Annotated in this window: 27 protein-coding genes and 1 tRNA gene; 16 read left to right on the forward strand and 12 right to left on the reverse strand. The window is 68.9% G+C overall.

Translation table 11 applies throughout. From position 1 onward, the window contains the following. Positions 1 to 60: 60 nt before the first annotated feature. Positions 61 to 134 (forward strand) — tRNA-Val (locus BKA15_RS06150). On the opposite strand, the gene BKA15_RS06155 is transcribed toward BKA15_RS06150, so the two are convergent. Continuing rightward, on the reverse strand, positions 108 to 2,588 hold the full coding sequence (locus BKA15_RS06155) for an excinuclease ABC subunit UvrA (protein WP_179749023.1): 2,481 nt from the start codon (positions 2,586 to 2,588) through the stop codon (positions 108 to 110). The two genes, BKA15_RS06150 and BKA15_RS06155, sit on opposite strands and share 27 nt — an antisense overlap. Before the next feature lie 59 nt (positions 2,589 to 2,647). Here BKA15_RS06155 and BKA15_RS06160 point away from each other — a divergent pair, with 59 nt between their 5' ends. Next, the gene (locus BKA15_RS06160; protein WP_179749025.1) at positions 2,648 to 3,226 is read left to right on the forward strand and encodes a helix-turn-helix transcriptional regulator; all 579 of its coding nucleotides are present in this window, start codon (positions 2,648 to 2,650) and stop codon (positions 3,224 to 3,226) included. A 71-nt stretch (positions 3,227 to 3,297) separates the two neighbouring features. On the opposite strand, the gene BKA15_RS36275 is transcribed toward BKA15_RS06160, so the two are convergent. After that, positions 3,298 to 3,798 (reverse strand): GNAT family N-acetyltransferase, encoded by a 501-nt coding sequence (locus tag BKA15_RS36275; protein WP_179749027.1) that lies wholly within the window; start codon positions 3,796 to 3,798, stop codon positions 3,298 to 3,300. A 117-nt stretch (positions 3,799 to 3,915) separates the two neighbouring features. Here BKA15_RS36275 and BKA15_RS06170 point away from each other — a divergent pair, with 117 nt between their 5' ends. The 3 genes from BKA15_RS06170 to BKA15_RS06180 are packed head-to-tail and all read left to right on the forward strand — an operon-like array spanning position 3,916 to position 5,130. Further along, positions 3,916 to 4,224, forward strand: a complete 309-nt coding sequence (locus BKA15_RS06170) for an ArsR/SmtB family transcription factor (RefSeq protein WP_179749029.1) — start codon at positions 3,916 to 3,918, stop codon at positions 4,222 to 4,224. Next, positions 4,187 to 4,735 (forward strand): SRPBCC family protein, encoded by a 549-nt coding sequence (locus BKA15_RS06175; protein WP_218871091.1) that lies wholly within the window; start codon positions 4,187 to 4,189, stop codon positions 4,733 to 4,735. Before BKA15_RS06170 ends, BKA15_RS06175 begins: the two co-directional genes overlap by 38 nt. Then, positions 4,732 to 5,130, forward strand: coding sequence for a DoxX family protein (locus BKA15_RS06180; protein ID WP_179749031.1), 399 nt, complete (start codon positions 4,732 to 4,734; stop codon positions 5,128 to 5,130). Before BKA15_RS06175 ends, BKA15_RS06180 begins: the two co-directional genes overlap by 4 nt. Here BKA15_RS06180 and BKA15_RS06185 read toward each other — a convergent pair. Further along, complete coding sequence (locus BKA15_RS06185; RefSeq protein WP_179749033.1) at positions 5,084 to 5,737, reverse strand: class I SAM-dependent methyltransferase; 654 nt, start codon at positions 5,735 to 5,737, stop codon at positions 5,084 to 5,086. The genes BKA15_RS06180 and BKA15_RS06185 overlap by 47 nt on opposite strands. Positions 5,738 to 5,820: 83 nt before the next feature. Here BKA15_RS06185 and BKA15_RS06190 point away from each other — a divergent pair, with 83 nt between their 5' ends. The 4 genes from BKA15_RS06190 to BKA15_RS06205 all read left to right on the forward strand — a co-directional run bounded on the left by BKA15_RS06190 (position 5,821) and on the right by BKA15_RS06205 (position 8,374). Further along, on the forward strand, positions 5,821 to 6,162 hold the full coding sequence (locus BKA15_RS06190; protein ID WP_179749035.1) for an ArsR/SmtB family transcription factor: 342 nt from the start codon (positions 5,821 to 5,823) through the stop codon (positions 6,160 to 6,162). Continuing rightward, a complete protein-coding gene (locus BKA15_RS06195; RefSeq protein ID WP_179749037.1) occupies positions 6,149 to 6,610 on the forward strand; it encodes an SRPBCC family protein in 462 nt (153 codons plus the stop codon). Before BKA15_RS06190 ends, BKA15_RS06195 begins: the two co-directional genes overlap by 14 nt. A gap of 2 nt (positions 6,611 to 6,612) precedes the next feature. Further along, positions 6,613 to 6,972: a nuclear transport factor 2 family protein gene (locus BKA15_RS06200; RefSeq protein WP_179749039.1), complete on the forward strand. Its 360-nt coding sequence runs from the start codon at positions 6,613 to 6,615 to the stop codon at positions 6,970 to 6,972. Between the two features lie 94 nt (positions 6,973 to 7,066). Further along, positions 7,067 to 8,374 carry an MFS transporter gene (locus BKA15_RS06205; protein WP_179749041.1) on the forward strand — a complete coding sequence of 436 codons (1,308 nt, stop codon included), beginning with the start codon at positions 7,067 to 7,069 and terminating at the stop codon, positions 8,372 to 8,374. A gap of 81 nt (positions 8,375 to 8,455) precedes the next feature. On the opposite strand, the gene BKA15_RS06210 is transcribed toward BKA15_RS06205, so the two are convergent. Then, positions 8,456 to 8,788 carry a hypothetical protein gene (locus BKA15_RS06210; RefSeq protein ID WP_179749043.1) on the reverse strand — a complete coding sequence of 111 codons (333 nt, stop codon included), beginning with the start codon at positions 8,786 to 8,788 and terminating at the stop codon, positions 8,456 to 8,458. Positions 8,789 to 8,793: 5 nt separating this feature from the next. Next, on the reverse strand, positions 8,794 to 9,543 hold the full coding sequence (locus BKA15_RS06215; protein ID WP_179749045.1) for a GntR family transcriptional regulator: 750 nt from the start codon (positions 9,541 to 9,543) through the stop codon (positions 8,794 to 8,796). Positions 9,544 to 9,697: 154 nt separating this feature from the next. Here BKA15_RS06215 and BKA15_RS06220 point away from each other — a divergent pair, with 154 nt between their 5' ends. Continuing rightward, on the forward strand, positions 9,698 to 9,907 hold the full coding sequence (locus BKA15_RS06220; RefSeq protein WP_179749047.1) for a hypothetical protein: 210 nt from the start codon (positions 9,698 to 9,700) through the stop codon (positions 9,905 to 9,907). Between the two features lie 152 nt (positions 9,908 to 10,059). Here the strand turns inward: BKA15_RS06220 and BKA15_RS06225 are convergent, their stop codons facing one another. The 3 genes from BKA15_RS06225 to BKA15_RS06235 all read right to left on the reverse strand — a co-directional run bounded on the left by BKA15_RS06225 (position 10,060) and on the right by BKA15_RS06235 (position 11,795). After that, positions 10,060 to 10,422: a hypothetical protein gene (locus BKA15_RS06225; RefSeq protein ID WP_179749049.1), complete on the reverse strand. Its 363-nt coding sequence runs from the start codon at positions 10,420 to 10,422 to the stop codon at positions 10,060 to 10,062. Positions 10,423 to 10,711: 289 nt separating this feature from the next. Next, positions 10,712 to 10,915, reverse strand: a complete 204-nt coding sequence (locus BKA15_RS06230; RefSeq protein WP_179749051.1) for a DUF1918 domain-containing protein — start codon at positions 10,913 to 10,915, stop codon at positions 10,712 to 10,714. A gap of 79 nt (positions 10,916 to 10,994) precedes the next feature. Further along, positions 10,995 to 11,795, reverse strand: a complete 801-nt coding sequence (locus BKA15_RS06235; protein WP_179749052.1) for a twin-arginine translocation signal domain-containing protein — start codon at positions 11,793 to 11,795, stop codon at positions 10,995 to 10,997. Positions 11,796 to 11,869: 74 nt separating this feature from the next. Here BKA15_RS06235 and BKA15_RS06240 point away from each other — a divergent pair, with 74 nt between their 5' ends. Continuing rightward, positions 11,870 to 12,475 carry a TetR/AcrR family transcriptional regulator gene (locus tag BKA15_RS06240; RefSeq protein WP_179749054.1) on the forward strand — a complete coding sequence of 202 codons (606 nt, stop codon included), beginning with the start codon at positions 11,870 to 11,872 and terminating at the stop codon, positions 12,473 to 12,475. Next, complete coding sequence (locus BKA15_RS06245) at positions 12,472 to 12,852, forward strand: RidA family protein (protein ID WP_179749056.1); 381 nt, start codon at positions 12,472 to 12,474, stop codon at positions 12,850 to 12,852. Before BKA15_RS06240 ends, BKA15_RS06245 begins: the two co-directional genes overlap by 4 nt. A gap of 1,440 nt (positions 12,853 to 14,292) precedes the next feature. Here BKA15_RS06245 and BKA15_RS06250 read toward each other — a convergent pair. Both BKA15_RS06250 and BKA15_RS06255 read right to left on the reverse strand, forming a co-directional pair. Further along, positions 14,293 to 14,760 carry a peroxiredoxin gene (locus BKA15_RS06250; protein WP_312878840.1) on the reverse strand — a complete coding sequence of 156 codons (468 nt, stop codon included), beginning with the start codon at positions 14,758 to 14,760 and terminating at the stop codon, positions 14,293 to 14,295. Continuing rightward, positions 14,747 to 15,172, reverse strand: coding sequence for a DUF3052 domain-containing protein (locus BKA15_RS06255; protein WP_312878841.1), 426 nt, complete (start codon positions 15,170 to 15,172; stop codon positions 14,747 to 14,749). The genes BKA15_RS06250 and BKA15_RS06255 overlap by 14 nt, the downstream gene beginning before the upstream one ends. Positions 15,173 to 15,468: 296 nt before the next feature. On the opposite strand from BKA15_RS06255, the gene aceE reads away from it, so the two are divergent. Further along, positions 15,469 to 18,240: a pyruvate dehydrogenase (acetyl-transferring), homodimeric type gene (gene aceE / locus BKA15_RS06260; protein WP_179749061.1), complete on the forward strand. Its 2,772-nt coding sequence runs from the start codon at positions 15,469 to 15,471 to the stop codon at positions 18,238 to 18,240. A 151-nt stretch (positions 18,241 to 18,391) separates the two neighbouring features. On the opposite strand, the gene BKA15_RS06265 is transcribed toward aceE, so the two are convergent. Next, positions 18,392 to 20,074, reverse strand: a complete 1,683-nt coding sequence (locus tag BKA15_RS06265) for a hypothetical protein (RefSeq protein ID WP_179749063.1) — start codon at positions 20,072 to 20,074, stop codon at positions 18,392 to 18,394. A gap of 173 nt (positions 20,075 to 20,247) precedes the next feature. Between BKA15_RS06265 and BKA15_RS06270 the strand changes: the two genes are divergently transcribed. Genes BKA15_RS06270 through BKA15_RS06280 form a run of 3 tightly spaced genes read left to right on the forward strand, consistent with a single transcriptional unit; the run spans position 20,248 to position 22,908 of the window. Next, entirely contained in the window at positions 20,248 to 21,297 is a 1,050-nt protein-coding gene (locus BKA15_RS06270) for a hypothetical protein (protein WP_179749065.1), read from the forward strand. Then, positions 21,297 to 22,316: a glycosyltransferase gene (locus BKA15_RS06275; RefSeq protein WP_179749067.1), complete on the forward strand. Its 1,020-nt coding sequence runs from the start codon at positions 21,297 to 21,299 to the stop codon at positions 22,314 to 22,316. The genes BKA15_RS06270 and BKA15_RS06275 overlap by 1 nt, the downstream gene beginning before the upstream one ends. Continuing rightward, positions 22,288 to 22,908: a hypothetical protein gene (locus BKA15_RS06280; protein WP_179749069.1), complete on the forward strand. Its 621-nt coding sequence runs from the start codon at positions 22,288 to 22,290 to the stop codon at positions 22,906 to 22,908. The genes BKA15_RS06275 and BKA15_RS06280 overlap by 29 nt, the downstream gene beginning before the upstream one ends. Before the next feature lie 35 nt (positions 22,909 to 22,943). Here BKA15_RS06280 and BKA15_RS06285 read toward each other — a convergent pair whose 3' ends face one another. After that, entirely contained in the window at positions 22,944 to 23,606 is a 663-nt protein-coding gene (locus BKA15_RS06285; RefSeq protein ID WP_179749071.1) for a DNA alkylation repair protein, read from the reverse strand. Positions 23,607 to 23,619: the final 13 nt, after the last annotated feature.

Genomic DNA, 23,619 nt, shown 5'->3' on the forward strand with positions numbered 1-23,619 from the left:
GGAATCACCTTTGGCCCGCCGCCCAGCTGCCGTTACTGTTAGTCGACGCACACCCGGTGCGGGCGCATAGCTCAGCTGGTTAGAGCACCTGCCTTACAAGCAGGGGGTCAGGGGTTCGAGTCCCTTTGCGCCCACGATTTTCCAGCTGCGGTGACTTGTGCTGGTGCTCCGGTGTTGATGATTCGGCCTCCGGCTGTTCCGGAGCCGGGCCCGAGCTCGATGATCCAGTCCGAGCTGGCGGCGGCGTGGACATCGTGTTCGGCGATGACCAGGGTGTTGCCGTGTTCGAGCAGCAGATCGAGGGTTGCCATCAGGCGCTGGGCGTCTTCGGGGTGGAGCCCGGTGATCGGTTCGTCGAGGATGAGCAAGCCGGGTTCGCGACCGCGGCGGCCGCGGAGGGTGGCCCGGGCCAGCTTGATCCGCTGGGCCTCCCCGCCGGAGAGGGCGGTGCCGCTCTGGCCGAGCGTGATGTAGCCCAGCCCGATCGCCTCCAGCGCGGCCAACAAGGCGGTCAGCGTGCCGGGTTCGGTGAAGACGTCGACGGCCTCGGCCACAGTGAGGTTCAGCGCCTCGTCGATGGCGAAGCCGCGGTAGGCCACGTCGAGGATGGCGGGGAGGTAGCGGCGTCCGTCGCAGGCTTGGCAGGTGAGATAGGTGTCACCGAGGAACTGCAGGTCCACCTTGAGCTGCCCGAGCCCCTGGCACCTCTCGCATCGGCCGCCGGGAGAGTTGAACGAGAACGCGGTGGCATCGATGCCTCGGGCGCGGGCCGCGTCGGTACTGGCGAATAGCCGGCGCATCTGGTCGAACGCCTTGGTGTAGGTGGCCGGGTTCGAGCGGGGAGATCTGCCGATCGGAGTCTGATCGACCACGTCGACCCACCGCAGGCCGCCCGCTCCGGTGATCGACCGTGCGGCGGGAAGCGACCGACCGGCGATGGTGGCCGCGACGGAGTCGGCGATGACCTGATGGAGCAGCGTGCTCTTGCCGCTGCCACTGATCCCGGTCACGCAGGTCAGCCGATTCAGCGGGAGCCGTACCTCTTCGGCGAGAACGTTGCGGGCGGCGGCCCCTCGCAAGGTCAACCAGGTGTCGGGATCACGGCGTCGCCCGGGATGCCGCGTGAAGACGTAACCCGGCTCGTTCAGATAGCGTCCCGTCACCGACCTCGGATCGGCCGCCACCGTGGCCGGTGGGCCCTCGGCGATGAGCCGGCCCCCGTCCCGACCGCCGCCGGGGCCGAGGTCGATGACCCAGTCGGCGCGGGCGATCAGGTCGGGATCGTGCTCGACGATCAGGACGGTGTTCCCGGCGTCGCGCAACTCGTACAGAAGGTCGAGCAGATGTTCCTTGTCGAGTGGATGCAGCCCGGTACCGGGCTCGTCGAAGACATAGGTGAGGCCGGTCAGCGAAGTACTGATCCGTGCCGACAACCGCGCCCGCTGCAACTCCCCGCCCGACAGCGTGGGCGCCGTACGGCACAGCTCGAGGTGTCCGAGTCCGAGGCGGATCAGCAGGTCAAGACGTCGGCACAGTTCGGGCACCAGCACCGCACCGACGGATCGCTGGCTCTCGTTCAGCTCGGCAGCAACGGTGTCGATCCACTCCCGGACCTGACCTACCTGAAGCTCGCCCACGTCCCGGAAGGTACGGTCGCCGAGGGTGACGGTCCGCGCGACCGTACCCAGGCCGGTGCCGGCGCACGCGGGGCACGACTCCCTGGCCAGGAACGGGTGAAAGAGCCGCCTGGCTTCCTCGCTGTCGGCGGCGGCGTAGCCGGCTTCGACTTCCGCGAGGACTCCGATGAGAGCCTGCTGGGTCTTGTACGTCAGCTCGGTACCGCGCCTGGCGTTGCTGCCGGTGACGACGACCGCGATCCTCTCGCCGGCAGTGCCGTGGAGGACGGCGTGGCGGAAGTCCTCCGGTTGCGCCTCCCAGGGCCGTGCCAGGTCGGTGTGGCAGTGTTCCGCGAGCGAGGGCAGGTAGGCGGCTTCGTTCGACAGGTTCGCCTCGAACCACGGCGACGCCCCGGACATCAGCGGCAGGTCGGGCCGGGTCACGATCAAGGACGGCTCGGCGCGGGCGAGCTCACGGGCGCCGATGCAGGTGTGACAGATGCCGTCCCGGGTCCAGGGATCGAACTGGGCCGGATGCAGCGGCCCGGTCCAGGTGCTCCCCGTACCCAACGGTGCCAGGCGGGCGTACACCAGACCGAGGTAGGCCCCGATGCCGGTGAGGGTGCCGAGGGTCGAGTTCGGGTTGCGTCCCACGTTGCGCTGGTCGACCGCCAGGGTCGCGGTCAGCCCGGTGACCTGGTCGACCTGCGGACGGTCCCGCGGCGTGAGGAACTTGCGGGTATAGAGGTCGAAGCCCTCGACGTAGCGCAACTGCGCCTCGGCGTGCAGGGTGTCCATCACCAGCGAGCTCTTCCCACTGCCGCTGACACCCGTGAACGCCACGATCGCATCCCGAGGAACCCGTACGTCGAGGTTGCGCAGATTGTGTGTGCGCACCCCGGACAGCTCGATCCACCGGTGCGTCCCGGTCCGGCCGCGGTCCTGTCCTGGTGGGTGGCCTGTCGTCTTCATGAGGCGGCCCCTGCCGATAGTCGTATACGAACAGTCGTATACGAATGTAGCATCAGAGGATGCCGCTTCGCGCTACGGACAACCCCCTCGTGCTGCCCCTGCTGGGCCTACTGCTGGAGCAGCCCCGGCACCAGTACGCCCTGCTCACCGACCTTCGCGAGCGCTACGGGATGCGCGTGCGAACCGGCTCGCTGTACACGCTCGTGGGGTCGATCCGTGAGGCCGGCTGGATCGAGCAGACGGACAGCAACCGCACCCCGAGCGGGGACAAGGCATCGCCCGCCGTCTTTCGCGTCACCCCTGCCGGCCAGGACGAGTTCAGCCGCCGCGTGGTTGTCGACCTGACCGACACCGACCCGGCCAACGCGACCAGATTTGTTACGGCACTCGCCTACATCGGCATCCTCGACCGAGCCACCGCCAGAGCGACGCTCGACGCGCGGATCGACGCACTCGAGCAGCACGCCCAGGAATGGGAGCAGTCCATCGAGACCTCCGGCCTTCCCCCGATCTACATGATCGAAGCCGACTTCATGGCATCCCAGACCCGTCACGACATCGCCTGGCTCGAGCGGTTCGTCCAACGCATCAGCGACCCCGACGAAGCGTGGCCCGCTGACACCCCCAGCACACGGTGATGCCGGCTCCCAAGAACTCGAACGGCTCGACAAGATCATTTCGACGGGCCTGCCGGTAACTTCTGCCCGAATCACCGACAGAGGCCGTACAGCACACCGTCGCGCCAATGGCCGCCACGGAAGGCGACGCCGCGCAGCGTGCCCTCCAGCGAGAAGCCGGCCTTCTCCAGCGCCCGGCGTTCGGCGATGTTGTCGCTCTCGGTGTAGGCCTCGATCCGGTGCAGAACCGTCTGGGCGAACAGGTAGTCGACCAGGAGGCGATGGGCCTGGGTCCCGATACCGCGACCGCGGGCAGCCCGGGCCAACTCGATGCCGAGACTCCAGCAGTGGCGGCCGAACCACTGGTGCCGGTCCCAGGAGATGCAGCCGACCGGATCGCCACCGGAGACGATCAGGACGGTGCCACCGGCGTCGCCGATCAGACTGCCGGCCTGCCAGCGGGAACGCCATTCACGGGGATCCCGGAAACCCTGCCACATAAAGGATCCGGCGTCTGCCGGGTCACTGATCAACTGTTGCAGGAACGGCAGGTCGGTCTCGCCGATCGGCCGGAGCTTCACCTCTTCGGTCACGACACAGCACCCTACGGCCGCGGCGCCGTTTGCGCGGCTGCCAGCCTGATCGCCGTCAGGGCGGGATCCGCTAAGGATCAGGTCTGGCGTATATAGCGTTTTGGTTATCCTTAGCCCATGGATGTCTTCGAAGCGGTCGCCGACCCGAGCCGGCGGAGCGTGCTGGAACTGCTCGCCGACGGAGAGCAGCCCGCCGGCGCCCTGGTCGCCACCCTGACCCGGTTGAGTCAGCCGGCCGTGTCCCGGCACCTGCGGATCCTGCGCGAGTCCGGACTGGTCGAGGTCAGGCCGGAGGGGCAGCGCCGGATCTATGCGCTGCGCCCGGACGGGTTGTCCGAGATCGACCGGTGGATCGGGCGCTACCGCAGGTTCTGGTCCGATCATCTCGATGCCCTCGAGCAGCACCTGGGACGTTCCGATGCATGATCACGACGGGAGCCTCGATCATGATCACGACGGCCCGGTGATCAACTTCGTCCGGCGATTGCCGTACCCGATCGAGCGGGTGTGGGCGGCGCTCACCGACCCCGAGCAGCGCCGGCACTGGTTCGGCCCGACCATGATCGACGGCAGGGTCGGCGGCCGGATCGACCTGGTGCCGACCGGCCCGGCCGCTCCGGTTCCGGACAAGCGGATGACCGGGCGGATCCTGGTCTGGGATCCGCCGCGGGTCCTGGAGCACGAGTGGCGGCAAGCGCCGATCGAGGACGGCATCGTCCGCTACGAGCTCGAGGCAGACGGCGACGAGACGGTGCTGCGCTTCACCCACCGCGGACTGACCGAGGTCAACGCCCGCGGGTTCCTGCCCGGGACGCATGCGTACTTCGATCGGCTGGCCGCGCACCTGTCCGGAGCGGCGATGCCCAACTGGATCCGCCGGTACGACGAGCTCGCGCCGCGGTATGTGACCCTCGCGCCGGACTCCGGAGGACGATGATGCAGACCGAGAAGGCGACTCGACGACTCGCCGCGATGTTCCTGTTCGGCGGCAGCATGCACTTCCTCGCGTCCGGTTGGTTCGACAAGATCATTCCGGCGGGGCTGCCGGGACGGACGCGCACGTACACCTATCTGTCCGGCGCGACGGCGCTGGCGATCGGCGCCGGTCTGGCGATCCCGAAGACCAGGCGCCCGGCCGCCGCAGCCGCCACCGCGTTCCTGATCGGTGTGATGCCGGCCAAGATCAAATTGACTCGCGACTGGCTGCGCAGCGACAAGCCCGGCTGGGCCAAGGCGGTCGGTGTCGTCCAGCTCTTCTGGCAGGCACCGTTGATCGCCGACGCGATCAAGGCCGGCGCCGATCCGCGACGACGGTCCGCTCCCCGTTCTTGATCGCGACCACCCACTGATAGGTCACATGACCGCCGTACCAGGTGACGACCTCGTCGACCGGTACGGCGAACCCTGCGTCGATCAGCAACCGCCGGTTGGTCTCCACGTCGTAGCTGCTGGTCACCATCGGTACGCCCAGGAAGTCTTTGACGACGTCGAGGTCGCGGTGACCGAGAGTGGCGAGGAACCGGCCGCCGGGACGCAGCCAGCCGGCGATGCGCCGGAACAGGTCGCCGTGTTCCTCCCGCGGGAGGTGCGGGATCGAGTAGAAGGCGGTGATCAGATCGAAACTCTCCGGCGGCAGTTCGAGCGCTCTCATGCTGGACCTGATGAACTGCGCGTCGGGCACGTTGCGGCCGGCCAACTCGACCTGCGCCGCGGAGATGTCGACACCGATGGTCGGACCTCGCTCGGCGAGCAGCGCGGTGCACGGAACGCCCGCGCCGCAGCCCAGGTCCAGCGAGTCCGGCCGGCCGGGGACCTGCTTCAGGACGTTGCCGAGGTAACGCAATCGCGGATCGTCCTCGACCTGGCTGACCCAGACCTGATAGGGCACGGCGATCTCGTCGTAGCCGGTTTCCACGAGCCTCTCGGGATCCTGTCGCATGGATCGGACGTTAGTCGCCCAGCCGGCCGCCCTTTCCACGCATATCCATAAGTACAAATGCTCATTTGTGATACGGTCTCGCCATGGCACCCGAACCGGCCGCGGAGCTCGATCTCGCGCTGCGAGCGCTGGCCGACCCCAATCGGCGGGCGATCCTCGCCGTCGTACGGACTGGGCCGCGGCCGGTCGGGCAGATCGCCGAGGAGGTCGGGCTGTCGCAGCAGACCACGTCGCACCACCTCGGCGTGCTCCGCTCGGCCGGCCTGGCGAGCCGTACCACGGTGGGCACCCGACATCTGTTCGCGATCAACACGGACGGGCTGGCCGCGGTGCGGTCGTACCTGGACGACTTCTGGCCGACGAAGCTCGCCGCGCTGAAGGCCGCGATCGAATCCCGGGAGGACGACGGCCGTGGCCGCGTTTGAGACGTCGATCGAGATCGAGGCGCCGCCCGAGGTGGTGTTCGAGTATCTGACCACCGACGCCGGGATGACCGCCTGGATGGGCCAGCACGCCAGCCTGGACCCGCGGCCCGGCGGGCAGTTCGCCGTCGACATCGCCGGGTACGCGATCCGCGGCGAATACCTGCACGTCGAACGACCGCGCCGCGTCGTCGTCTCCTGGGGCAGCGTCGGCACCGAGAATCTTCCACCCGGATCATCCACGGTCGAGTTCCTGCTGACCGCCACCGACCAGGGAACGCTGGTCGAGTTGACCCACGCCGACCTGCCCGAACCCGATCTTCCCGGCCACCAGGACGGCTGGCAGCACTTCCTGTCCCGGCTGCGGGTCGCCGCGGCCGGCGGCGACCCGGGCGTCGATCACTGGCGCCCGGAAACGGACCGACAGCACCGAGACCACAAGGAGAAATGATCATGACGCCGAACACCGCCCATACCGTCGTCCGGGACTACCACCACGCCTGGACCAGCGGCGACGTCGACCAGGCGATGACCCTGGTCGCCGACGACGTCACCTGCCGTGCCCCCGGGGTCGACCTGGTCGGCAAGGAGGCCTACCGGGACTACCTCGCCGGCTTCGCGCCGATGCTCACCGAGATCGGCGACATCGCCGAGTTCGCGGACGAGGGCCGGGTCGCGCTGTTCTACTACCCGCGCACGGCGACCACGTCCGATGCGCCCGCGGGCGAGTGCTTCACCGTTCGGGACGGCAAGATCGTCGAGAACATCCTGGTGTTCGACCGGCTCTCGTACGGACCGCCCGCGAGTTCGTAGCCGAGCCGCTGTCCGATCGGGCCGGGGGCGTTCGTAGCAGGGGTGAGCGGTCGCCCAGACGGGGGTGACCAGACGACCCGAACGGATCCCGATCATGAACACCACCGGCCAGGAGCAGGAGCAGAAGAGCCTCTTCAAGGCGAAGCAGTTGCTGAGCGTGCTGTCGGCGCAGTCGGCGTCGACGTTCGCCAATCAGGTGATCGCGCTCGTCGTCCCGTGGCTCGTGCTGACCCGGACCGGCAGCGCGGCGAGTGCGGGCACCATCGCCTTCGTCATGGGCATCGCGGCGCTGGCCGGGACGCTGACCGGCGGCCTGGTCACCGACCGGATCGGCGGCCGCCGGGTCTCGGCACTGGCCGACGGCCTCAGCCTGATCACGGCCCTGATGCTGGCCGCGACACTCTGGCTGGACTCGTTCTCGCTCTGGCTGGTCGCCGCGACGCAGGTGCTCGGCGTGTTCTTCGACGGGCCGGGCAACATCGCGAAGTCCAGCATGGTCCCGGCGGCCGCGGAGAAGGAGGGCATCCCGATCACCCGCGCGATGGGATCTTCGCAGACCCTGCAGGGCGTCGCGACCTTCGTCGGGCCGATCACCGCGGGCCTGCTGATCGCGACCGTCGGTGAGGCGAACACCTTGCTGGTCACCACGGTGCTCTTCCTGACCAGCATCGTGCTGGTCGCGCGGCTGCCGAAGCAGGTGATCAGCCACGATCGGCCGATGACGCCGGTCCAGGTCTACCGCGACCTGCGCGACGCGGTGCGCTTCCTGATCAAGGAACCGTTCCTCGGCAGGATGCAGCTGGTCGGCCCGCTGATGGGTGCGGTGATCGTGCCGATCTCGGCGCTGATCTTCCCGGCCTGGTTCGTCTTCGGCCAGCAGGACTCCCGGGCGCTCGGCACCTTCCTCGGCGCCGGTGCGGTCGGCGGCATGGTGGGCGGCGCGATCTTCGCCGCACTGGCTCAGAAGCTGCCGCAGCGGACCTGGCTGATCGGCGCGACCGGCCTGTACGGTGTCGCGCTGCTGGGCCTGTTCTTCCTGCAGCCCGGCTCGATCCCCGCGATCATGGTCAGCTTCGTGGCCGGGACGATGATGAGCGTGATGTTCGCGGTCCCGTTCACCGCCTTCTACGCCCGTACGCCACAGCATCTGCTGGGCCGGGTCGGCAGCCTGGGGGCGGCCAACGGCGCCCTGTTCGGCGCGGTCGCCTCGCTCGGCTTCGGCCACTTGATCAACAACGTGTCCGCACCGCAGGCGTTGCTGACCTCGGCGATGATCATGGGCGGAATCGCGATCGCCCTGGCCGCACTGCCGTTCGTACGGCTGCTGGACCGGCCCACCGAGACCGCCGAGCCAGCCGCCGAGGAAGCGACCGAGTTGATCTTGGCCGGAGACTCCCGCTGACCCGAACCACCCTGACCGCTCGCGTACAACACAGAGCCCCCGGACTCCATCAGGAGCCGGGGGCCTTTGTTCTGTGAGGTCCTACGCGTCGCAGGTCCCCTCGGACTTCTCCTGGAACCCGTCGTCCAGGATGTGCCAGGCGACCTTGTTCTTCACGATCTTCTGGGCCCGGTCGGCCGGAACGTACGGCGGCAGATCGCTGATCTTGCCGACCATGCTCCAGTCGGCACCACTGCCACCCACGGGGCGCTGCATCCAGGACCAGCCGTTGGCCAGCCGCTCGATGCGGTACTCGGTCCCCGCCTGAAGTTCGGCCGGAGCGGCGTCGCTCGACGTCGCCGGAAGGACAACCAGGTCCGTGGCCTGGAACTCCGTCTCCGACTTCCGCTCGGTCGGGAAAATCGGTGCATCCATGTCTCTTACCTTCCGCTAAGGGGATAGTGCTCCAAGATCACATTCCTGTCCGCAGGCAGGAATTCGATCGTGTCACGCACGACCACGTCCCCCGAGTAGGCAGTGTCAATGCAGATGAGCAGAGCTGCGCCGGCCCCCATCGCCAGCAGGCTCTGCTCGTCGGCGGTGGCGAACCTGGCCGAGGTTTCGACTCGCCACCTCGTCTCCGGAAGTCCTGCTCGTTCCAGAGCAACCATCGTTCCATCCGGGATGTCCCGAGGGCTGTCCAGGCCGGCCTTCTGCGCAATGTCCAGCGGATAGCTGGACTCCTCCAGTGACCACGGGATCCCGTCGATCCTCCGGAGCTGCCGACGCACGACGATCATCATCTCCGGCTCGATTCCGAGCCGGAACGCGATCGAGACCGGCGCCGGCACGATGCGCATGTCGAAATCGGTGGACGGCGCACCGATCTCCTTGGCCCGCTCGGACCATTCCGTGAAGAACGGTGCCACGTGGACCGGATGAGGCAGCACGGCCGGGTTCCTGACCACCATGCCGTCCCTGCCCCGTGTCGCCACCAGACCTTCGGCCTGGAGCTCTGCCACCGCACGGCGCACCGTCTCACGGGAGACGTTGTAGAGCCCTTCGAGCTCCGTGTAGGTGGGCAACTGAGCACCGCGAGTGAGTTCCTTGCCGCCGACGGCCCGGCCATTGATGATGGCCGACCGCAGGTCGTCAGCGATCTCGCGATACCTCGACACGACCTGCAGCATAGCCCAACACTGATGGCTCAGTCTGTGGTTTTTGGTCTTGACGTACTAGACCAATAGGAGCAAGGTAGTTCTCGGCAGGTCGGGGTGTCGGACGGTACGCATACCCCGGCGCCTTGGCCTCGCCTCCAGGACTAGCGGATGGAGGCAAGACCCGATGGCGGGCGAGTTGGTTGAACACCGGGTGCAGCTCTGGTTCGGGCAGCACCTGCTCAGGGAGTATCGCGCCGAGCCCACTGCGGCGACGGAGTACGCGAAGGCCATGGGCCTGCGCTTCCCGGGCATCATGATCAAGGTCGACCGGGCGGCCGTGGACGGCCTGGTTCACCTTCCCTGCGAGCAACTGTGGACCGTCATGACTCCATGATCAGCGGGCGCCGATGATCAGCTGACCCGCGTCCGCTGCCACCCCCGAAGGTTGCGGCCGCGACGTCCATGATCGCGGCGGTCCAGGCCCGGACCGCCGGCGGCAGAAGGAAACACCAGCCACACTCGGTACCCGGTCGACCGCGGTCAAGATCAACGACGACGCCGCGGCCGCCAGGCCGGGTCGTACTCAGGATGGCCGGCGTGCGCCAGGGCCAGCGCGCGGTGGATCGCGACGGTCAGCGCATCGGCCTCGCTCTCCGGGTCGTCCCCGAAGATCGCGTCACCGATGTCCTCGTCGGCCCAGTCCGCTCCCCCGCCGTCGGTGAACCAGTCGGCGGCGCCGAACGCGGCGCTCTCGATCCAGTCCCAGTCGGCGTCCTTGGTGGCCTCCTTGCGCAGCCGTACGGCGAGCGCGAGCAAGGCCTGGTGCGACTCCCGCAGGGCCGGATCGGGCAACTCCTCGGTCCGGTCCCGCACGAACGCCGCCAACCGTTTCCGTTCCTTCAGCTTCACCGCAGACCTCTCCTGTTCGGTACGAGCAGTCAACGGTAACCAGCACCGCGCAGCGGCACATCACTCTTTGGAATGATCATGGCCGCGGCAGGCGGAGGGACTCAACAGACGAGCCGGCGCGCTCAACCACCGGCTGCACCGCTGCCTTGCCGTGCGGCGGCTCAACGCCCTGTTGGCCGACCGGGACGGCGAGCACCAGCGGCGCCTGCTGCTGCCCAGTGATCATGATCTCGGCGACACGGTCGGACCACCGCCCGGCGGCCGCCGATGATCATGATCCGGTCCAACCTCAGGCGTCCCGGGGCTGCTCCTCGGCGTGCACGACGACGCAGTCCGGTCCCGGGAACACCAGGGCCTCGCTGCCGTCGGCATGCCGGACGCGGTAGGGCGGACTGCCGTCCGAGCCTCGTACCTCGATGATCGTGCTGTGTTGCTCCGCGTCGCCGACCTTGCGACCGTGCACCAGGAGCTTGTCGCCGACCTTGGCCTGCATCAGCCATCACCTCCTGCTCCGAGGATAGAAGGACCGGCCCGGTTTGGCGATGGGCCAGGAGGGTTCTTCAGCACTCTCCCTAGAGATGGACGGCGGTCCGGGCGAGCTGCGCGATCGCGCCGAGTTCCGGGCAGTCCGGCCCGATCCGGTTGCCCACCGGAGCGGCCGCCTGTTGATCACCGATGCTGATCAGGAAGCCGTCGTCGAACTCCCGGGCAGGCCGGCACAGCGGCCGCGCCGCCAGCACCGTCAACGCCGCGAGCTGCGAGACTTCGAGCCGGCCGGTCCGCAGCACCCGGTCCGGCGAGCGCAGCGTCGCCTGACCGTCCGGGCCGAGTTCGGCTCGTCGCCCGGTGGGCCGGCCGGAGGCGATCTCCTGGACCAGGATCGGCGGCGCCGACGCAGCCGGCAGCGGTTCCTCGAACCTTCCCTCCCAGAACGGCTGCAGCAGCGCGGTCAGCTTGTCCCACTCGGGGGCCGGCGTCGGCGCGCAGGGATCCTCGCGGCTCACGGTGAGCGCACCCATCCGCAGCGTCACGACGAAGGTGTCGGCGCAGCGCATGTCGTCCGGCCGCGGCCGGGCCGCCTCGCGCCGAAAGGCCTCCGACTCCAGCAGCGTGCCGATCCGGTTCAGAGTCTCGGTGCTGATCCGGCCGGCGGCCGGCCGTTCGGTGAGGACGAGCCCGATCCGGTCGCTGGGCGTCACCTGCAGCTGGCGGAACACGCCGGCGACGCCGCCGGTGACGGTCATGGTGAAGGCACCGAATCTGGTCAGCGGCAGCGGCTCCGGCGGCAGCAGCGCACATCCGGCGGTCGTCGTACCGAGGGCCGCGATCAACAGGCCGGCCCGACGATGGAAGCCTCGCCGGGTGATCATCATCCCGCGAGTATGCCGCACGCCGCGGTCGTGACCACCGACTCGACTTTCTAGAATCTCCATTCTAATATCGGGTCGTGGGCCGCCGCAGAACCTTCGATCCGGACGTCGTCCTGGACGGCGCGATGCACGCCTTCCGCCGGTACGGCTTCGAACGCACCTCGGTCCAGCGGCTGGAGCAGGCGACCGGGCTGAGCGTCGGCAGTCTCTATCACGCGTACGGGGACAAGGCGGGACTGCGGCGAGCCGCGCTGGATCACTACCTGTCCGGATTCGTCACCGCGCGGCTGGACCAGATCACCGGTCCGGCGGCGACGCTGGATGATCTTGAGGCCTACCTGCTGGCGTTGTTCTCCCCGCCGCTGAACGACGGCTTCGGCTGCCTGATCACCAACAGCGCGATCGAGGTGGCTGGCGAGCCGGCCGCCGAGCGGGACCTCGTCGTCCGGGCCCTCGAGTTGATGCGGGCCCGGTTCACCGTGCTGCTCGACCGTGAGCTCGGCGCCGCCTCGGCCGGTCCCGCGGCGACCCGGCTGCTGCTGCTCACTCAGGGCATCCTCGTGCTGGCCCGGGTCGGCCTGCTCGACGACGCCGCCGAGGCCGCGGTCCGCGACGAGTTCGCCCGGCTCCGAGCCGTACGAGGACGTACCGGATCTTCTTCGAGGAAAGGGAAAACTCCATGATCACCCACCTACACCCGAGCACCATCGCCCCGTCACCGTTCCTCAGTCCGGGCGTCCTGGTCACCCGTCCCGAGCGGACCCTCTACATCTCCGGCCAGGTCGGCGTGACCGCCGACGGCCACGTCGGCGACGGCATCGCGGAGCAGACCAAGATCGCCACCGGCAACCTGCGCGCCGTGCTCGCCGAAGCCGGGATGAGTGTCGAGCAGGTGATCAAATACACGATCTACCTCACCGACCCGGCCAACCTGGAAGGCTTCCTGGCGGCCGGTGCCGATGCGGCCCCCCAACCCGGCCCGGCCGGCACCCTGCTGATCGTCGACCAGCTCGCCGACCCGCGCCTGCTGGTCGAGATCGAAGCCATCGCAGCCGACTGAACCCCGACTCGGCGGACCGGATCACGCCCGCGGCCGTCGCCGGCCCCGACTCCTTCCGGTGGGCCAAGCGTCCGCGGAGCACCCCGGATCCCAGGCGCCCAGCTCCTCTTTGCCTTCCGCTGACCGGCGACCACGCCGCGCCCCGCCCACCACCTCACTGCAGGCCGTCTGCTCGGGTCGTCGCCTTCCACCGCCGCCGAGCCCGCGCCTCGCTCACCGCGTTCTACCCTCTGCCGGCACGCCGCTCTCGCTCCAGCGCCGCCCCGCACGCTTCACGCTCCCCGCGCAGTTCCTGCCGTGCGAGGGTTGTCGACATTCCCGCGCACGATCCGATCAAACCCACGGCATTGTCGACATTCCCGCATGCCCTCCAGACCCGTGTTCTCCCGACGCACTCCACGGCCCCGCGCTTCTCCCCCGACCCTGCTGCCTCCTCGACCGCAGACAGCCATCGCCACCTCCCAGGGCTTCGCTTCGCGCCCGTCCTCGCCTCCGCCGCAGGCCAGACCGCCGAGCGGCGCCAGCACCGTCGCGATGATCATGGTCAGGGCCGCCTTCTGCACGCCGCCTCGGTGCCGGGAAGGGAGAGCGCAGCAGGGTAGCCGCGTTGTCGGGAAACCTCCTCAGCCGCGGCGTTACCCCGGAGGTTAAGCGGTTACCCCCTCGCGTGAGGAGAAATTCCGACAGCCACCGGTCGCGGCGGCGCCCGACACGGCGAGAGCTGCAGCGCCTCCCCTCCCGGCCTAACCCTCAGAACCGTGGACGGCGGCCGTCCCCTGCTCGGCTCGCTTCCTCGCCCCAGCCACATCCCCACCGAGCGACGCCAGCACCGCCGCGATGATCATGGTCGGGTCCGTCTTCGGCCACGCCACCTCTGCCGGGGATGAGAGCGCAGCAGGACAGTCCGCGTTGTCGGAAAACCGCCTCAGCCGGAGCGTTACCCCGGAGGTTAAGCGGTTGACCCCCTCGGGTGAGGAGAAATTCCGACAACCACCGGTCGTGCCGGCTCCCCACGGGGCGAGAGTTGCAGCACCTCCACTCCCGGCCTGCCCCTGGCATCGGAGCCGTGGATGGCGGCCAACTCCTGCTCGACCCCTTCCTCGCCCGCGTCCACCCAGGACCAGGTCGGCCAGCCGGTCGCCCAGTTCGATGTCGTCCAACTGCCGGGTAGGTCTTCTGCCGAAGATCTTCCGGTCACGCCGCGCGAGGGGCTCGACGGGCTCCGATCACGGCTCGCCAGTGACGACTTAACGACCTCCTCCGGGCCGAATTCGTGGTCGTAACGTCACTCTCGTTGCACTACTCCGGCAGGGAGCAACGGTCACGGTGCGGGGACAGGAGATCTTGCGGTCGGAGTAGGAGTGCGCCAGATCTGGGCGTCAAGAGGCCAGGAGGGCAGGCGAGATCCGTACAAATGGATCATCGGGTGAACGAGCTAGCTCAGTCGAGCAGCAGAGCCGAAAGGTCGCGTCGTTCGCCGATCGGCGTGACGGTGGCGCTCACGACCGTGCCGTCCGCTTCGATCAGGAAGGTGCCGCGCCGGGCGCAGCCCAGTTCGGCGTCGAAGACCCCGTAGGCCTGCGCGATCCGGCCGTGCGGCCACCAGTCGCTGACCAGGTCGAACGCGAGGCCTTCGGTGTCCGCGTACGCGCGCAGGGTGAACATCGCGTCGCAGGAGAGGGCCAGCACGGTGAGCTCGCGGTCGGCCAACCGCGGAGCGAGGTCACGCAACTCGGACAGTTCGGAGGTGCAGATGGACGAGAACGCCCACGGATAGAACACGAGGGCGACCCGGCGGCCGCGCAGCGCGGACAGCCGGATCTCCTGCCCGTGCTGATTGGGGGCTCGGAAGTCGGGCGCGACGGCGCCCGCGACGACCGGTTCGGTGGGTGGCTTAGCGACGGGCACTCTTGGGCCGGACCAGCTTGGTGGCGGCCCAGTCGGCCGAGACCGTTGCGCTGACGGTGGTGACGGACAGCCCGGCGGAGACGGCGGCCTCGTTGACATCGGCCGGATCCACGAAGCCCTCCCGGCCCACCTTCGGCGTCAACAGCCAGACGTAGCCGTCCTCGGCCAGGTCGGTCAGCGAATCGACCAACCCGTCGGCCAGGTCGCCGTCGCTGTCCCGCCACCACATGAGGACGACGTCGGCCGCCTCCATGACTTCCTCGAACAGCTCGCTGTCGATCGCGTCCTCGACCATGATCCGGACGTCCTCGTCAACGTCCTCGTCCCAGCCGAGTTCCTGAACGACCAGACCGCTGCCAAGACCAAGCTTGTTGTCCCCGGTACCTACGGTCTCGGGCCCTGACGAGCTCACTCCCCTGCCTCCACTCGAAATCCCGCCCCTCCGGAGTCCGCCCTGGTCATCTGGACGGAACCCGAGGAAACCTTTGTGGCGCCAAGCCTGCCAGAGCCGCGCGCGATTGGGGAACCCCGGACACATCTCGGCGCGTCCCGCACCGCGGGCGCTAACCTGCACCGACGGCGCACCGCCGTCGATTCGGCCGTCGGGACGCGGTTCTGACAACGTTCCGCCGGAGTGACAGGATTGGTTGCATCCGAGATGTACGGTCCCGGCACACCCCGCCGGGAGTTGATGAAGAGGAGCCTTCAATGGCCAAGCCCGGACCCCGACCGGCCATCACCGCCGAGGGTTTGCCGTCGCAGATTCCCGATATCGATCCCGAGGAGACCGGCGAGTGGCTGGAATCCCTGGACGGACTGCTCGACGAGCAGGGCCGGCACCGGGCCCGATTCATCATGCTGAAACTGCTGGAGCGCGCCCGGGAGCGGCAGATCGGGCTGCCGGCCCTGCGCAGCAGCGACTACATCAACACGATCCCGCCGGAGTCGGAGCCCTGGTTCCCCGGTGACGAGCACGTCGAGCGCCGGATCCGGGCGTTCATCCGGTGGAACGCCGCCATCATGGTCAGCAAGGCGAACCGGAAGGGCCTCGAGGTCGGCGGCCACATCGCGACGTACCAGAGCGCGGCGAGCCTGTACGAGGTCGGCTTCAACCACTTCTTCCGCGGCCACGATCATCCGGGTGGCGGCGACCAGGTGTTCTTCCAGGGCCACGCCTCCCCCGGCATCTACGCCCGGGCCTACCTCGAGGGCCGGCTGACCACCGACCACCTGGACGGGTTCCGGCAGGAGGTGTCCCGCGGCCAGGGCAACGGGCTCTCCTCGTACCCGCACCCGCGGCTGATGCCGAACTTCTGGGAGTTCCCGACGGTGTCGATGGGCCTGACCGGGATCAACTCGATCTATCAGGCCCGGTTCAACCGCTACCTGCACAACCGCAAGATCACCGACACGTCGGACAAGCGGGTCTGGGCGTTCCTCGGCGACGGCGAGATGGGCGAGCCGGAGTCGCTCGGCGCGATCGGCCTGGCCGCCCGCGAGGAACTGGACAACCTCACCTGGGTGATCAACTGCAACCTGCAGCAGCTGGACGGCCCGGTCCGCGGCAACGGCAAGGTGGTCCAGGAGCTGGAGTCGATCTTCCTCGGCGCCGGCTGGCACGTGATCAAGGTGCTCTGGGGTCGGGACTGGGATCCGCTGCTGGCGGCCGACCGGGACGGCGTGCTGGTGAACAAGATGAACACCACGCCGGACGGTCAGTTCCAGACCTACTCGGTCGAGGACGGCGCCTACATCCGGGAGAACTTCTTCGGCGGCGACCCGCGGCTCAAGCAGATCGTGGCCAACCTGTCCGATGATGATCTTCGTCATCTGTCCCGCGGCGGCCACGACTACCGCAAGGTGTACGCGGCGTTCAAGGCGGCCACCGAGCACGTCGGGCAGCCGACCGTGATCTTGGCCCAGACCGTCAAGGGCTGGACGATCGACGCGCTCGAGGCGCGCAACGCCACCCACCAGATGAAGAAGCTCACCACCGACGATCTGAAGGCGTTCCGGGACCGGCTCTACCTGCCGATCGCCGATGATCAACTGACCGACGCGTACAACCCGCCGTACTTCCACCCGGGCACCGATTCGCCCGAGTACGAGTACCTGCAGGAGCGGCGCAAGGCGCTCGGCGGCTACCTGCCGGAGCGGCGGGTCAAGCCGACGGTGATCAAGCTGCCGGGCGACGAGGTGTACGCGCCGCTGATGGAATCGGCCGGCGAGAAGACCAAGGTGGCCACCACCCAGGCGTTCGTCCGGCTGCTCCGCGACCTGATGCGGGACCCTGAGATCGGCCGCCGGATCGTGCCGATCGCGCCGGACGAGTTCCGGACCTTCGGCATGGACTCGATGTTCCCGACCGCCAAGATTTACTCCCCGCACGGGCAGACGTACGACTCGGTCGACCGCAAGCTTCTCCTGTCCTGGAAGGAATCCACCGACGGGCAGCTGCTGCACGAGGGCATCTCCGAGGCCGGCGCGATGGGCTCGACGATCGCGGCCGGCTCGGCGTACTCACAGCTCGGCGAGCCGATGATCCCGGTCTACATCTTCTATTCGATGTTCGGGTTCCAGCGGACCGGCGACTCGATCTGGGCGATGGCCGACCAGCTGGCCCGCGGCTTCCTGATCGGCGCCACCGCCGGCCGGACCACGCTGACCGGCGAGGGACTGCAGCACGCCGACGGGCACTCGCCGCTGCTGGCCAGCTCCAACCCGGCGGTCGTGCACTACGACCCGGCGTTCGGTTTCGAGGTGGCCCACATCGTCAAGGAAGGCCTGCGCCGGATGTACGGCTTCGGCACCGACGACGAACATCTGGAGGGCGAGAACCTGATCTACTACATCACCGTCTACAACGAGCCGGTGCACCAGCCGGGCGCGCCCGCCGAGCTGGACGTCGACGGGCTGCTGAAGGGCCTCTACCATTACGCGGCCTCGCCGAACACGGACGAGAACGCGCAGCGGGCCCAGATCCTGGCCTCCGGTGTGGCGATGCCGAACGCGCTGGAGGCGCAGCGGATCCTGGCCGAGGAGTGGGGTGTGGCCGCCGATGTCTGGTCGGTGACCTCCTGGAACGAGCTTCGGCGGGACGCGGTCGAGGTGGAGAAGTACAACCTCAACCATCCCGACGAGGACCGCCGCTGGCCGTTCGTGACGCAGGCGCTGCACGGCAAGCCGGGACCGGTGGTCGCGGTGAGCGACTACATGCGCGCGGTGCAGGACCAGATCGCGCCGTGGGTGCAGCACACCTGGTGCTCGCTCGGCACCGACGGCTTCGGCTTCGCCGACACTCGTGCGGCCGCCCGCCGGTTCTTCCAGGTGGACGCGCAGGCCATCGTCGTCGCCACGCTGCAGTCGTTGGCCCGCGAGGGCAAGTACGACCGGCACGCGGCCGCCGCGGCCTACGAGAAGTACTCGCTGGGCGACCCGACCGCGGTAGCCGGTGTCGCCCAGGAGGGCGCCGGCGCCTGACCCGCCCGCGCCGTCCCGTACCGCTCGCCAGTTTTTCACGTCCCGTGAAAAACTGGCGCAATACCAGAGTTACTTCCCTGGTAAAGCGGGAAGAAGCTTGGTGAGGTGTGACGGGAGTGATCGGTGGGACCGGCCGAGCGGGTGGGGCGGCTCAGCGCCGGGGGCAGATGAGCAGGCCGTCGATCTCCGGTGCGTCCTCGCAGTCGTACCGGTCGGTGATCATCCGGCGCAGGGGTTCCGGCTGCCGGGGCAGCTGGAACCAGCTGCCGTCGATCACCAGGAAGCGGGCCGCCGGATCGCTCAGGCAGGCGAGGTTCTCGGCATACCCGGTGGTGGTGATCACCGCCGGGTTGTGCCGGGCCCGCTGCAGCCAGACCGCCGCCGGGTAGGCGCACGGGGTCGGGTTCCGGACGAAGTAGTTGACGTCCCCGAAGGCCAGGTAGAGCACGGGCGTGTCCGCCCCGATCAGCTGCCGCACCCGCCGACCGGTGTCCTGGCGCCGCTCGGTCGTCTCGGCGGAATAGATGTTGATCAGTCCCGTCTGCGGTACCTCGGTCAGCGGGGTGGTGCCGGTCGGGCCCGGTGCCACGATGCTGATCATGGTCGCGCAGCAGACCGCGGCCGCGGCAGCCGGCCTGGAGCCGGTGGGCCGATCGCCGCGCAGCGTCAGCACCACCCCCAGCACCATGGCGAGGCCGAGCCCGGCCAGGACCACGGCCGGATGCTCGACCCGGAGCGGCGCCGGCAATCGGATCGCCACCGCCGCCGCCATGGCCGCGACCACGGTGATGATCAACAGCCGGGCCGCGGTGGTGGGCGCTGCGCGCCGTACCGCCAGCACCAGCACGGCGGCCGCGATCACCGGGAACGCGACGAAGTGGTAGATGAAGAACTGCTGCTGGACCACCGCCGGCAGCAACGCCAGCACCATGATCAGGACAGCCAGCGCACCGAGGCGCAGCCGGGTCCGGGCGGTCCGTCCGGCGAGTAGGACCCCCAGCGCGGCGGGAAGCATGATCAACACCGGCCAGGCCAGCAGCGCACTGCCCAGGCCGAGCCCGGTCCGCCAGACCGGCTCCAGGTTCGGCGGCTGCAGCGCCGACAGCTCGATCAGCCAGTGCAGTTCTCGTGGCCAGAGCGACGCGATCACCCCGATCCAGGCAAGCCCGGCGACCGTCGCGACGACGGTGGCGGCGACCGCTCGCCGCCACGCCAGCACGGCGAGCACGACCAGTCCGATCAGCGCGGTCGGCAGCGTGACGATCTTGATCGAAGCCGCGGCGGCGAGCAGCACACCCGCCCCGGCCGCGGCCGGCCACCAGGACCGATCGTCATCGCGGCCGAGCAGACCGATCGCCACGGCCAGCACTGTCAGCACCAGGGCGAGCCAGTCCGGCTCCCACACCGACACCGCGCCCTGCAGCCCGGCGGCCGCCGCGACGGCGACCGCCAGCGGTTGAGCGGTCCCGGCGGGCAGGCCCCGGTCCCGCAGCGCGCGATACAACAGCAGGCCGGCGAGGCAGCAGAGCAACAGGGCGGAGACCTGCATCCCGAACTCGAACCGGCGGCTGCTCTCACCGAACAGCCGGGACGGGGCGAACACGGCGGCCATGATCAGCCGGTACAGCATCGGCCGGTGGGTGAACGTCTCGGCCACCGGCACCGGCGAGGTCTGCTCGACGCCGGCCTGGAACCGGACGTCGCCGTTCAGCGGCAGCAGCGCGGCGCAACCGGCGGCGATGATCACCACCGCCGGCGTCAGGTACCGGATCAGCCGGGCGGGCTCGGCCGCACCCAGCAGCCGGCCGCGGCCGTCATCGAGCGTCGAGACCATCGCTACCCCCGTAGCTCGAGACTCCCTGGAACTCCAGCAGCCTGGAACTCCAGCAGCAGGTTTCGAGGCACGGATGAACGGGAGGTAACCGGTGCATATTCTCGAGTTGACGAACAGGCACCGAGCCGGAATCGTGAATGGACCCCGATCCGATGACTGCTACGGTCATGCCCGTGGCACACCTGGTCCGCCGGCTGGCACGCAACAAGATGGTGCGCAAGCTGACGAAGAACGAACTCATCCGGAACAATCGGTACTTCCAGGCTCTGCGGTACAGCGTCGTCCGACACCCGATCGAACGCGGCGGTGCTCAGGTCCCGATTGCGCTCAAGGTCCGAATCAATTCCAAGCTCGACATCGAGCCCGGCTCCCCCGCGTTCTTCGGGGCGCTACGTGGCGTCGTCTGGGCCGATCCGCTGCGGATCGCACGGTGGGACCACATCGCCGTCTGGCGGGTGAACCACGATCCGGCCGCGACCTCGCTGGCCAACGTGCTGGGTGAGCGGGTCTTCCCGTCGCCCAACCGCGACCTGGTCTGCCTGATCGACGAGCTCAACCCGGAGCTGACCTCGGCGCACGACCTGCTCAGCCTGCTGGGTCGGACCCGGATCGCGCCGACCTCCGACCAGTTCACCGAGCAGCGCAACCTGCTCGTCGTCGTCGACCCGCCGACCCGGACCGCGATGTCGATCGCGACCACCTGGAGCCGGACCCGGACCGTGGTCCTGCTGACCCGGCCGAGCCCGTTCCAGGCATCGACGTTCGCCGACGCGGACGCGCTGCTGGTCGCCGACACGGTCGACCCGAAGCCGTACGAGAACCTCGGGATTCCCCTCCTGACAAGGTTTTCCGAGTTCGACGACGCCCTTGCCCAGGTGAAGGCGCTGGTCAGCGGGTCGGTGGAGCGGCCGCCCGGCTACCACTTCGCGGTGAAGGGCCGGATCGATGATCTTCCGGCCGCCGTCGATCATGAGACCGACATCGTCTGCGTGGTCGAGGACGGCGCCGTCGACGCCAGCACGATGATCACGTTCGCCGACTACCTGGCCGCCTTGATCGACCGCTCGGAACTGGTCGCGGTGCACTCCCGTTTCCTCTACAGCCACGAGTCGCTGATCCGCGGTGACCGGCCGGAGCTGCTGCTGCACCGGCTGATCTCGCGCGGTGCCCGGATGCGGGTGCTGTCCGGCCAGTTCACCGCCCAGCCGGTCTGGAGCGCGTGATGGCCGCGCCGATCAAGATCGTCCACCTGTCCGGGTCCGCCCTCGCCGGTGCCCCCGGAATGCTGGCCCGGGCCCAGAATCAGTTGTACGGCTATGACGCGGTGCATTTCCGGACCGGTGATCACGGACATTTTCGCGATCTCATGTCGATCAATACCATTCCGGTCCGAGCGAATGCGCTGGACGCGGAACTGGTTCGCCGCCACATTTCCGAGGCCGACGTCATTCACGTCCATAATCTGGTGGCACCGTTCGCCTTGTCGTGGCTCGCCGAGGTCGACGGCATCAACGAACGGACCTTGATCTACCAGGTGCATTCCCCGACCCGGGAACGGCCCATTTATCGCGATCTCTCCGACGCCGTCGGCCTGGAATGGGACGCCCGTCTCGCCGTTTCCCAGATTCATCCACGGCTGTTCCCGACGATGACCCCGGTGCCGAATTGTCTCCACCGGGATTGGCTGACGCCGCGGCTGCGTTCCCGGCCGCGGTTCGACGGGCCGGTCCGGGTGGTGTTCTCGCCATCCACCCCGTCCCGGTCCCGGTGGAGCAGCAAGTCCTCGCCGGCGTTCGACGCCCAGTTGAAGCAGCTGGGCGACAACCGCCGGTTCGAGTTGATCAAGGTCACCGACGTGTCGCCGGAACGGCTCTCGGCGACCCGGTCGGTCGCCGACGTGAGCATCGACGAGGTGCTCACCGGCGGCTTCCACCTGGTCTCCTACGAGGGCATGGCGGCCGGCAACGTGGTCGTCAACGGGGCCGACGAACTGTCCCTGGCCGCGTTCGCGATGGGCTTCCGTACCAACGAACCGCCGCCGTTCCTGCGCACCGACCTGGACGGGTTCGCCGAGCAGCTGGGCCGGCTCGCCTCGGACCGGCGGTTGCTGGCCGACTGGATGGACGCCTCGCACGACTACTACTGGCGGATCATGTCGGCCGAGCGAGTGGTCGGCATCTACGACGAGATCTACCGGGCCGGGAAGGCGGGGCATGGCGAACGCGCTGACGCGGTTGCGTGATCATTTCGCCGGGACGTCGGTCGACCTGGTCGGCAACGGCCCGACGGCGACGATGTGGCGGCCGCGGCCGTCGGTCCGGGTGGTCACCGTCAACGCCGGCCTGAAGTTGATGGCCGAGCACGACGCGATGGCCGACCTGTACTGGGTGCAGGACGAGCGGTTCATCGCGACCAAGCCGCAGGCCCTGCTGCCGTATCTCGACCGGACCCGGTTCTTCGCGGCCAACGCCGACATCGCGCACCAGGCCGGCATCGTCGACGACCGGCTGATCCCGATCCGGATGCTCGACTACGAGACGTTCTCCCGGGAGCCGCGGATCGGCCTCGGCCACGGCTACAACGTGATCTTCGGCGCCCTGCAGATCCTGCGCTGGTGCGGCGTCCGCCGGATCGACCTGTACGGCGTCGGGCTGCGCTACTGGTCCACCGACACGAGATTCGATCAGCGGGTCCGCGGCTTCGACGTCGACCTGCACCGCTCCGGCGACCAGGTCCGCCTGGTCCGGCAGGCCCTGGACATCCTCGAGGCCGACGGCATCGAGGTCGAGATCCACGGCGAGTCCGCCCTGTCGATCGCCCGCACCGCCCGCTGACCCGCCGCGGAGCCGGGAAGAGTCAGCGGTCCGCCTCAGGACAGTTTCGCGCGCGCCTCCCGGCGCACCGGGGCGGGAAGTCGCTCCCCCATCCGCTCCAGGAACGCCCGCACCAGGTCGGGGCCGGCCGCGCCGGCGTGCTTGAGGGCGATCCCGACCGGCTTCGACACGAGGGGATCGGAATCGCCCGCGAGCAGCTCGGCGATCCGGAGGAGATCCTCGATGCCGTCGAGGTCCGGCGGCCGCGTGTACGCGAGCGGAGCCGTCATGGCCGTCCGCCGACGGAGTGGATCCGGCGATGCCGCGAGGTCGAAGAGATCATCTCGCGGGCGCCCCTTCAGGAAGCCGCCGACCACCCGCGGCGCGGCGCGGTCGACCATGTCCCACGAGTCGATGCGGTCGTGCCGGTCGAGGTAGAGGCGGAAGCGCTGCTCCCGGTCGGCGTCGGCCATCCGCGGCGAGCGGACGGCGAAGTCCAGGACGCAGAAGGCCGCCAGGCGCGCCTCGTAGGGCTCCTCGTCGAGCAGCCGGCCGACCTCGTCGAGCGGCAGCGCGGCGAACGCCTTCGCGATATCGAAGACCGTGCCCATCCGCACGCCCATGACCCGGGCAGCACCGCGGTAGTGGCGGTTCGGGTGCGCGGCGGGATCCGCCGCCGCCTCGAGCTCAGCGACCAGGCCCTGCGCGGTGAGCGGCATGGCTGCATCGTAG

Origin of the sequence: Microlunatus parietis, from assembly GCF_013407955.1 — a bacterium.
GTDB classification, from domain to species: Bacteria; Actinomycetota; Actinomycetes; order Propionibacteriales; family Propionibacteriaceae; genus Microlunatus; species Microlunatus parietis.

Bases quoted from the DNA above. Each gene is read 5' to 3' on its own strand.
- BKA15_RS06215 (WP_179749045.1), bottom strand. From the start codon at position 9,543: ATGCTGCAGGTCGTGTCGAGGTATCGCGAGATCGCTGACGACCTGCGG.
- BKA15_RS06285 (WP_179749071.1), bottom strand. From the start codon at position 23,606: ATGCCGCTCACCGCGCAGGGCCTGGTCGCTGAGCTCGAGGCGGCGGCG.
- BKA15_RS06205 (WP_179749041.1), top strand. From the start codon at position 7,067: ATGAACACCACCGGCCAGGAGCAGGAGCAGAAGAGCCTCTTCAAGGCG.
- BKA15_RS06170 (WP_179749029.1), top strand. From the start codon at position 3,916: ATGGATGTCTTCGAAGCGGTCGCCGACCCGAGCCGGCGGAGCGTGCTG.
- BKA15_RS06190 (WP_179749035.1), top strand. From the start codon at position 5,821: ATGGCACCCGAACCGGCCGCGGAGCTCGATCTCGCGCTGCGAGCGCTG.
- BKA15_RS06175 (WP_218871091.1), top strand. From the start codon at position 4,187: ATGCCCTCGAGCAGCACCTGGGACGTTCCGATGCATGATCACGACGGG.
- BKA15_RS06160 (WP_179749025.1), top strand. From the start codon at position 2,648: ATGCCGCTTCGCGCTACGGACAACCCCCTCGTGCTGCCCCTGCTGGGC.
- BKA15_RS06265 (WP_179749063.1), bottom strand. From the start codon at position 20,074: ATGGTCTCGACGCTCGATGACGGCCGCGGCCGGCTGCTGGGTGCGGCC.
- BKA15_RS06180 (WP_179749031.1), top strand. From the start codon at position 4,732: ATGATGCAGACCGAGAAGGCGACTCGACGACTCGCCGCGATGTTCCTG.
- BKA15_RS06245 (WP_179749056.1), top strand. From the start codon at position 12,472: ATGATCACCCACCTACACCCGAGCACCATCGCCCCGTCACCGTTCCTC.
- BKA15_RS06220 (WP_179749047.1), top strand. From the start codon at position 9,698: ATGGCGGGCGAGTTGGTTGAACACCGGGTGCAGCTCTGGTTCGGGCAG.
- BKA15_RS06235 (WP_179749052.1), bottom strand. From the start codon at position 11,795: ATGATGATCACCCGGCGAGGCTTCCATCGTCGGGCCGGCCTGTTGATC.
- BKA15_RS06200 (WP_179749039.1), top strand. From the start codon at position 6,613: ATGACGCCGAACACCGCCCATACCGTCGTCCGGGACTACCACCACGCC.
- BKA15_RS06185 (WP_179749033.1), bottom strand. From the start codon at position 5,737: ATGCGACAGGATCCCGAGAGGCTCGTGGAAACCGGCTACGACGAGATC.
- aceE (WP_179749061.1), top strand. From the start codon at position 15,469: ATGGCCAAGCCCGGACCCCGACCGGCCATCACCGCCGAGGGTTTGCCG.
- BKA15_RS06280 (WP_179749069.1), top strand. From the start codon at position 22,288: ATGGCGAACGCGCTGACGCGGTTGCGTGATCATTTCGCCGGGACGTCG.
- BKA15_RS06155 (WP_179749023.1), bottom strand. From the start codon at position 2,588: ATGAAGACGACAGGCCACCCACCAGGACAGGACCGCGGCCGGACCGGG.
- BKA15_RS06230 (WP_179749051.1), bottom strand. From the start codon at position 10,915: ATGCAGGCCAAGGTCGGCGACAAGCTCCTGGTGCACGGTCGCAAGGTC.
- BKA15_RS06210 (WP_179749043.1), bottom strand. From the start codon at position 8,788: ATGGATGCACCGATTTTCCCGACCGAGCGGAAGTCGGAGACGGAGTTC.
- BKA15_RS06275 (WP_179749067.1), top strand. From the start codon at position 21,297: ATGGCCGCGCCGATCAAGATCGTCCACCTGTCCGGGTCCGCCCTCGCC.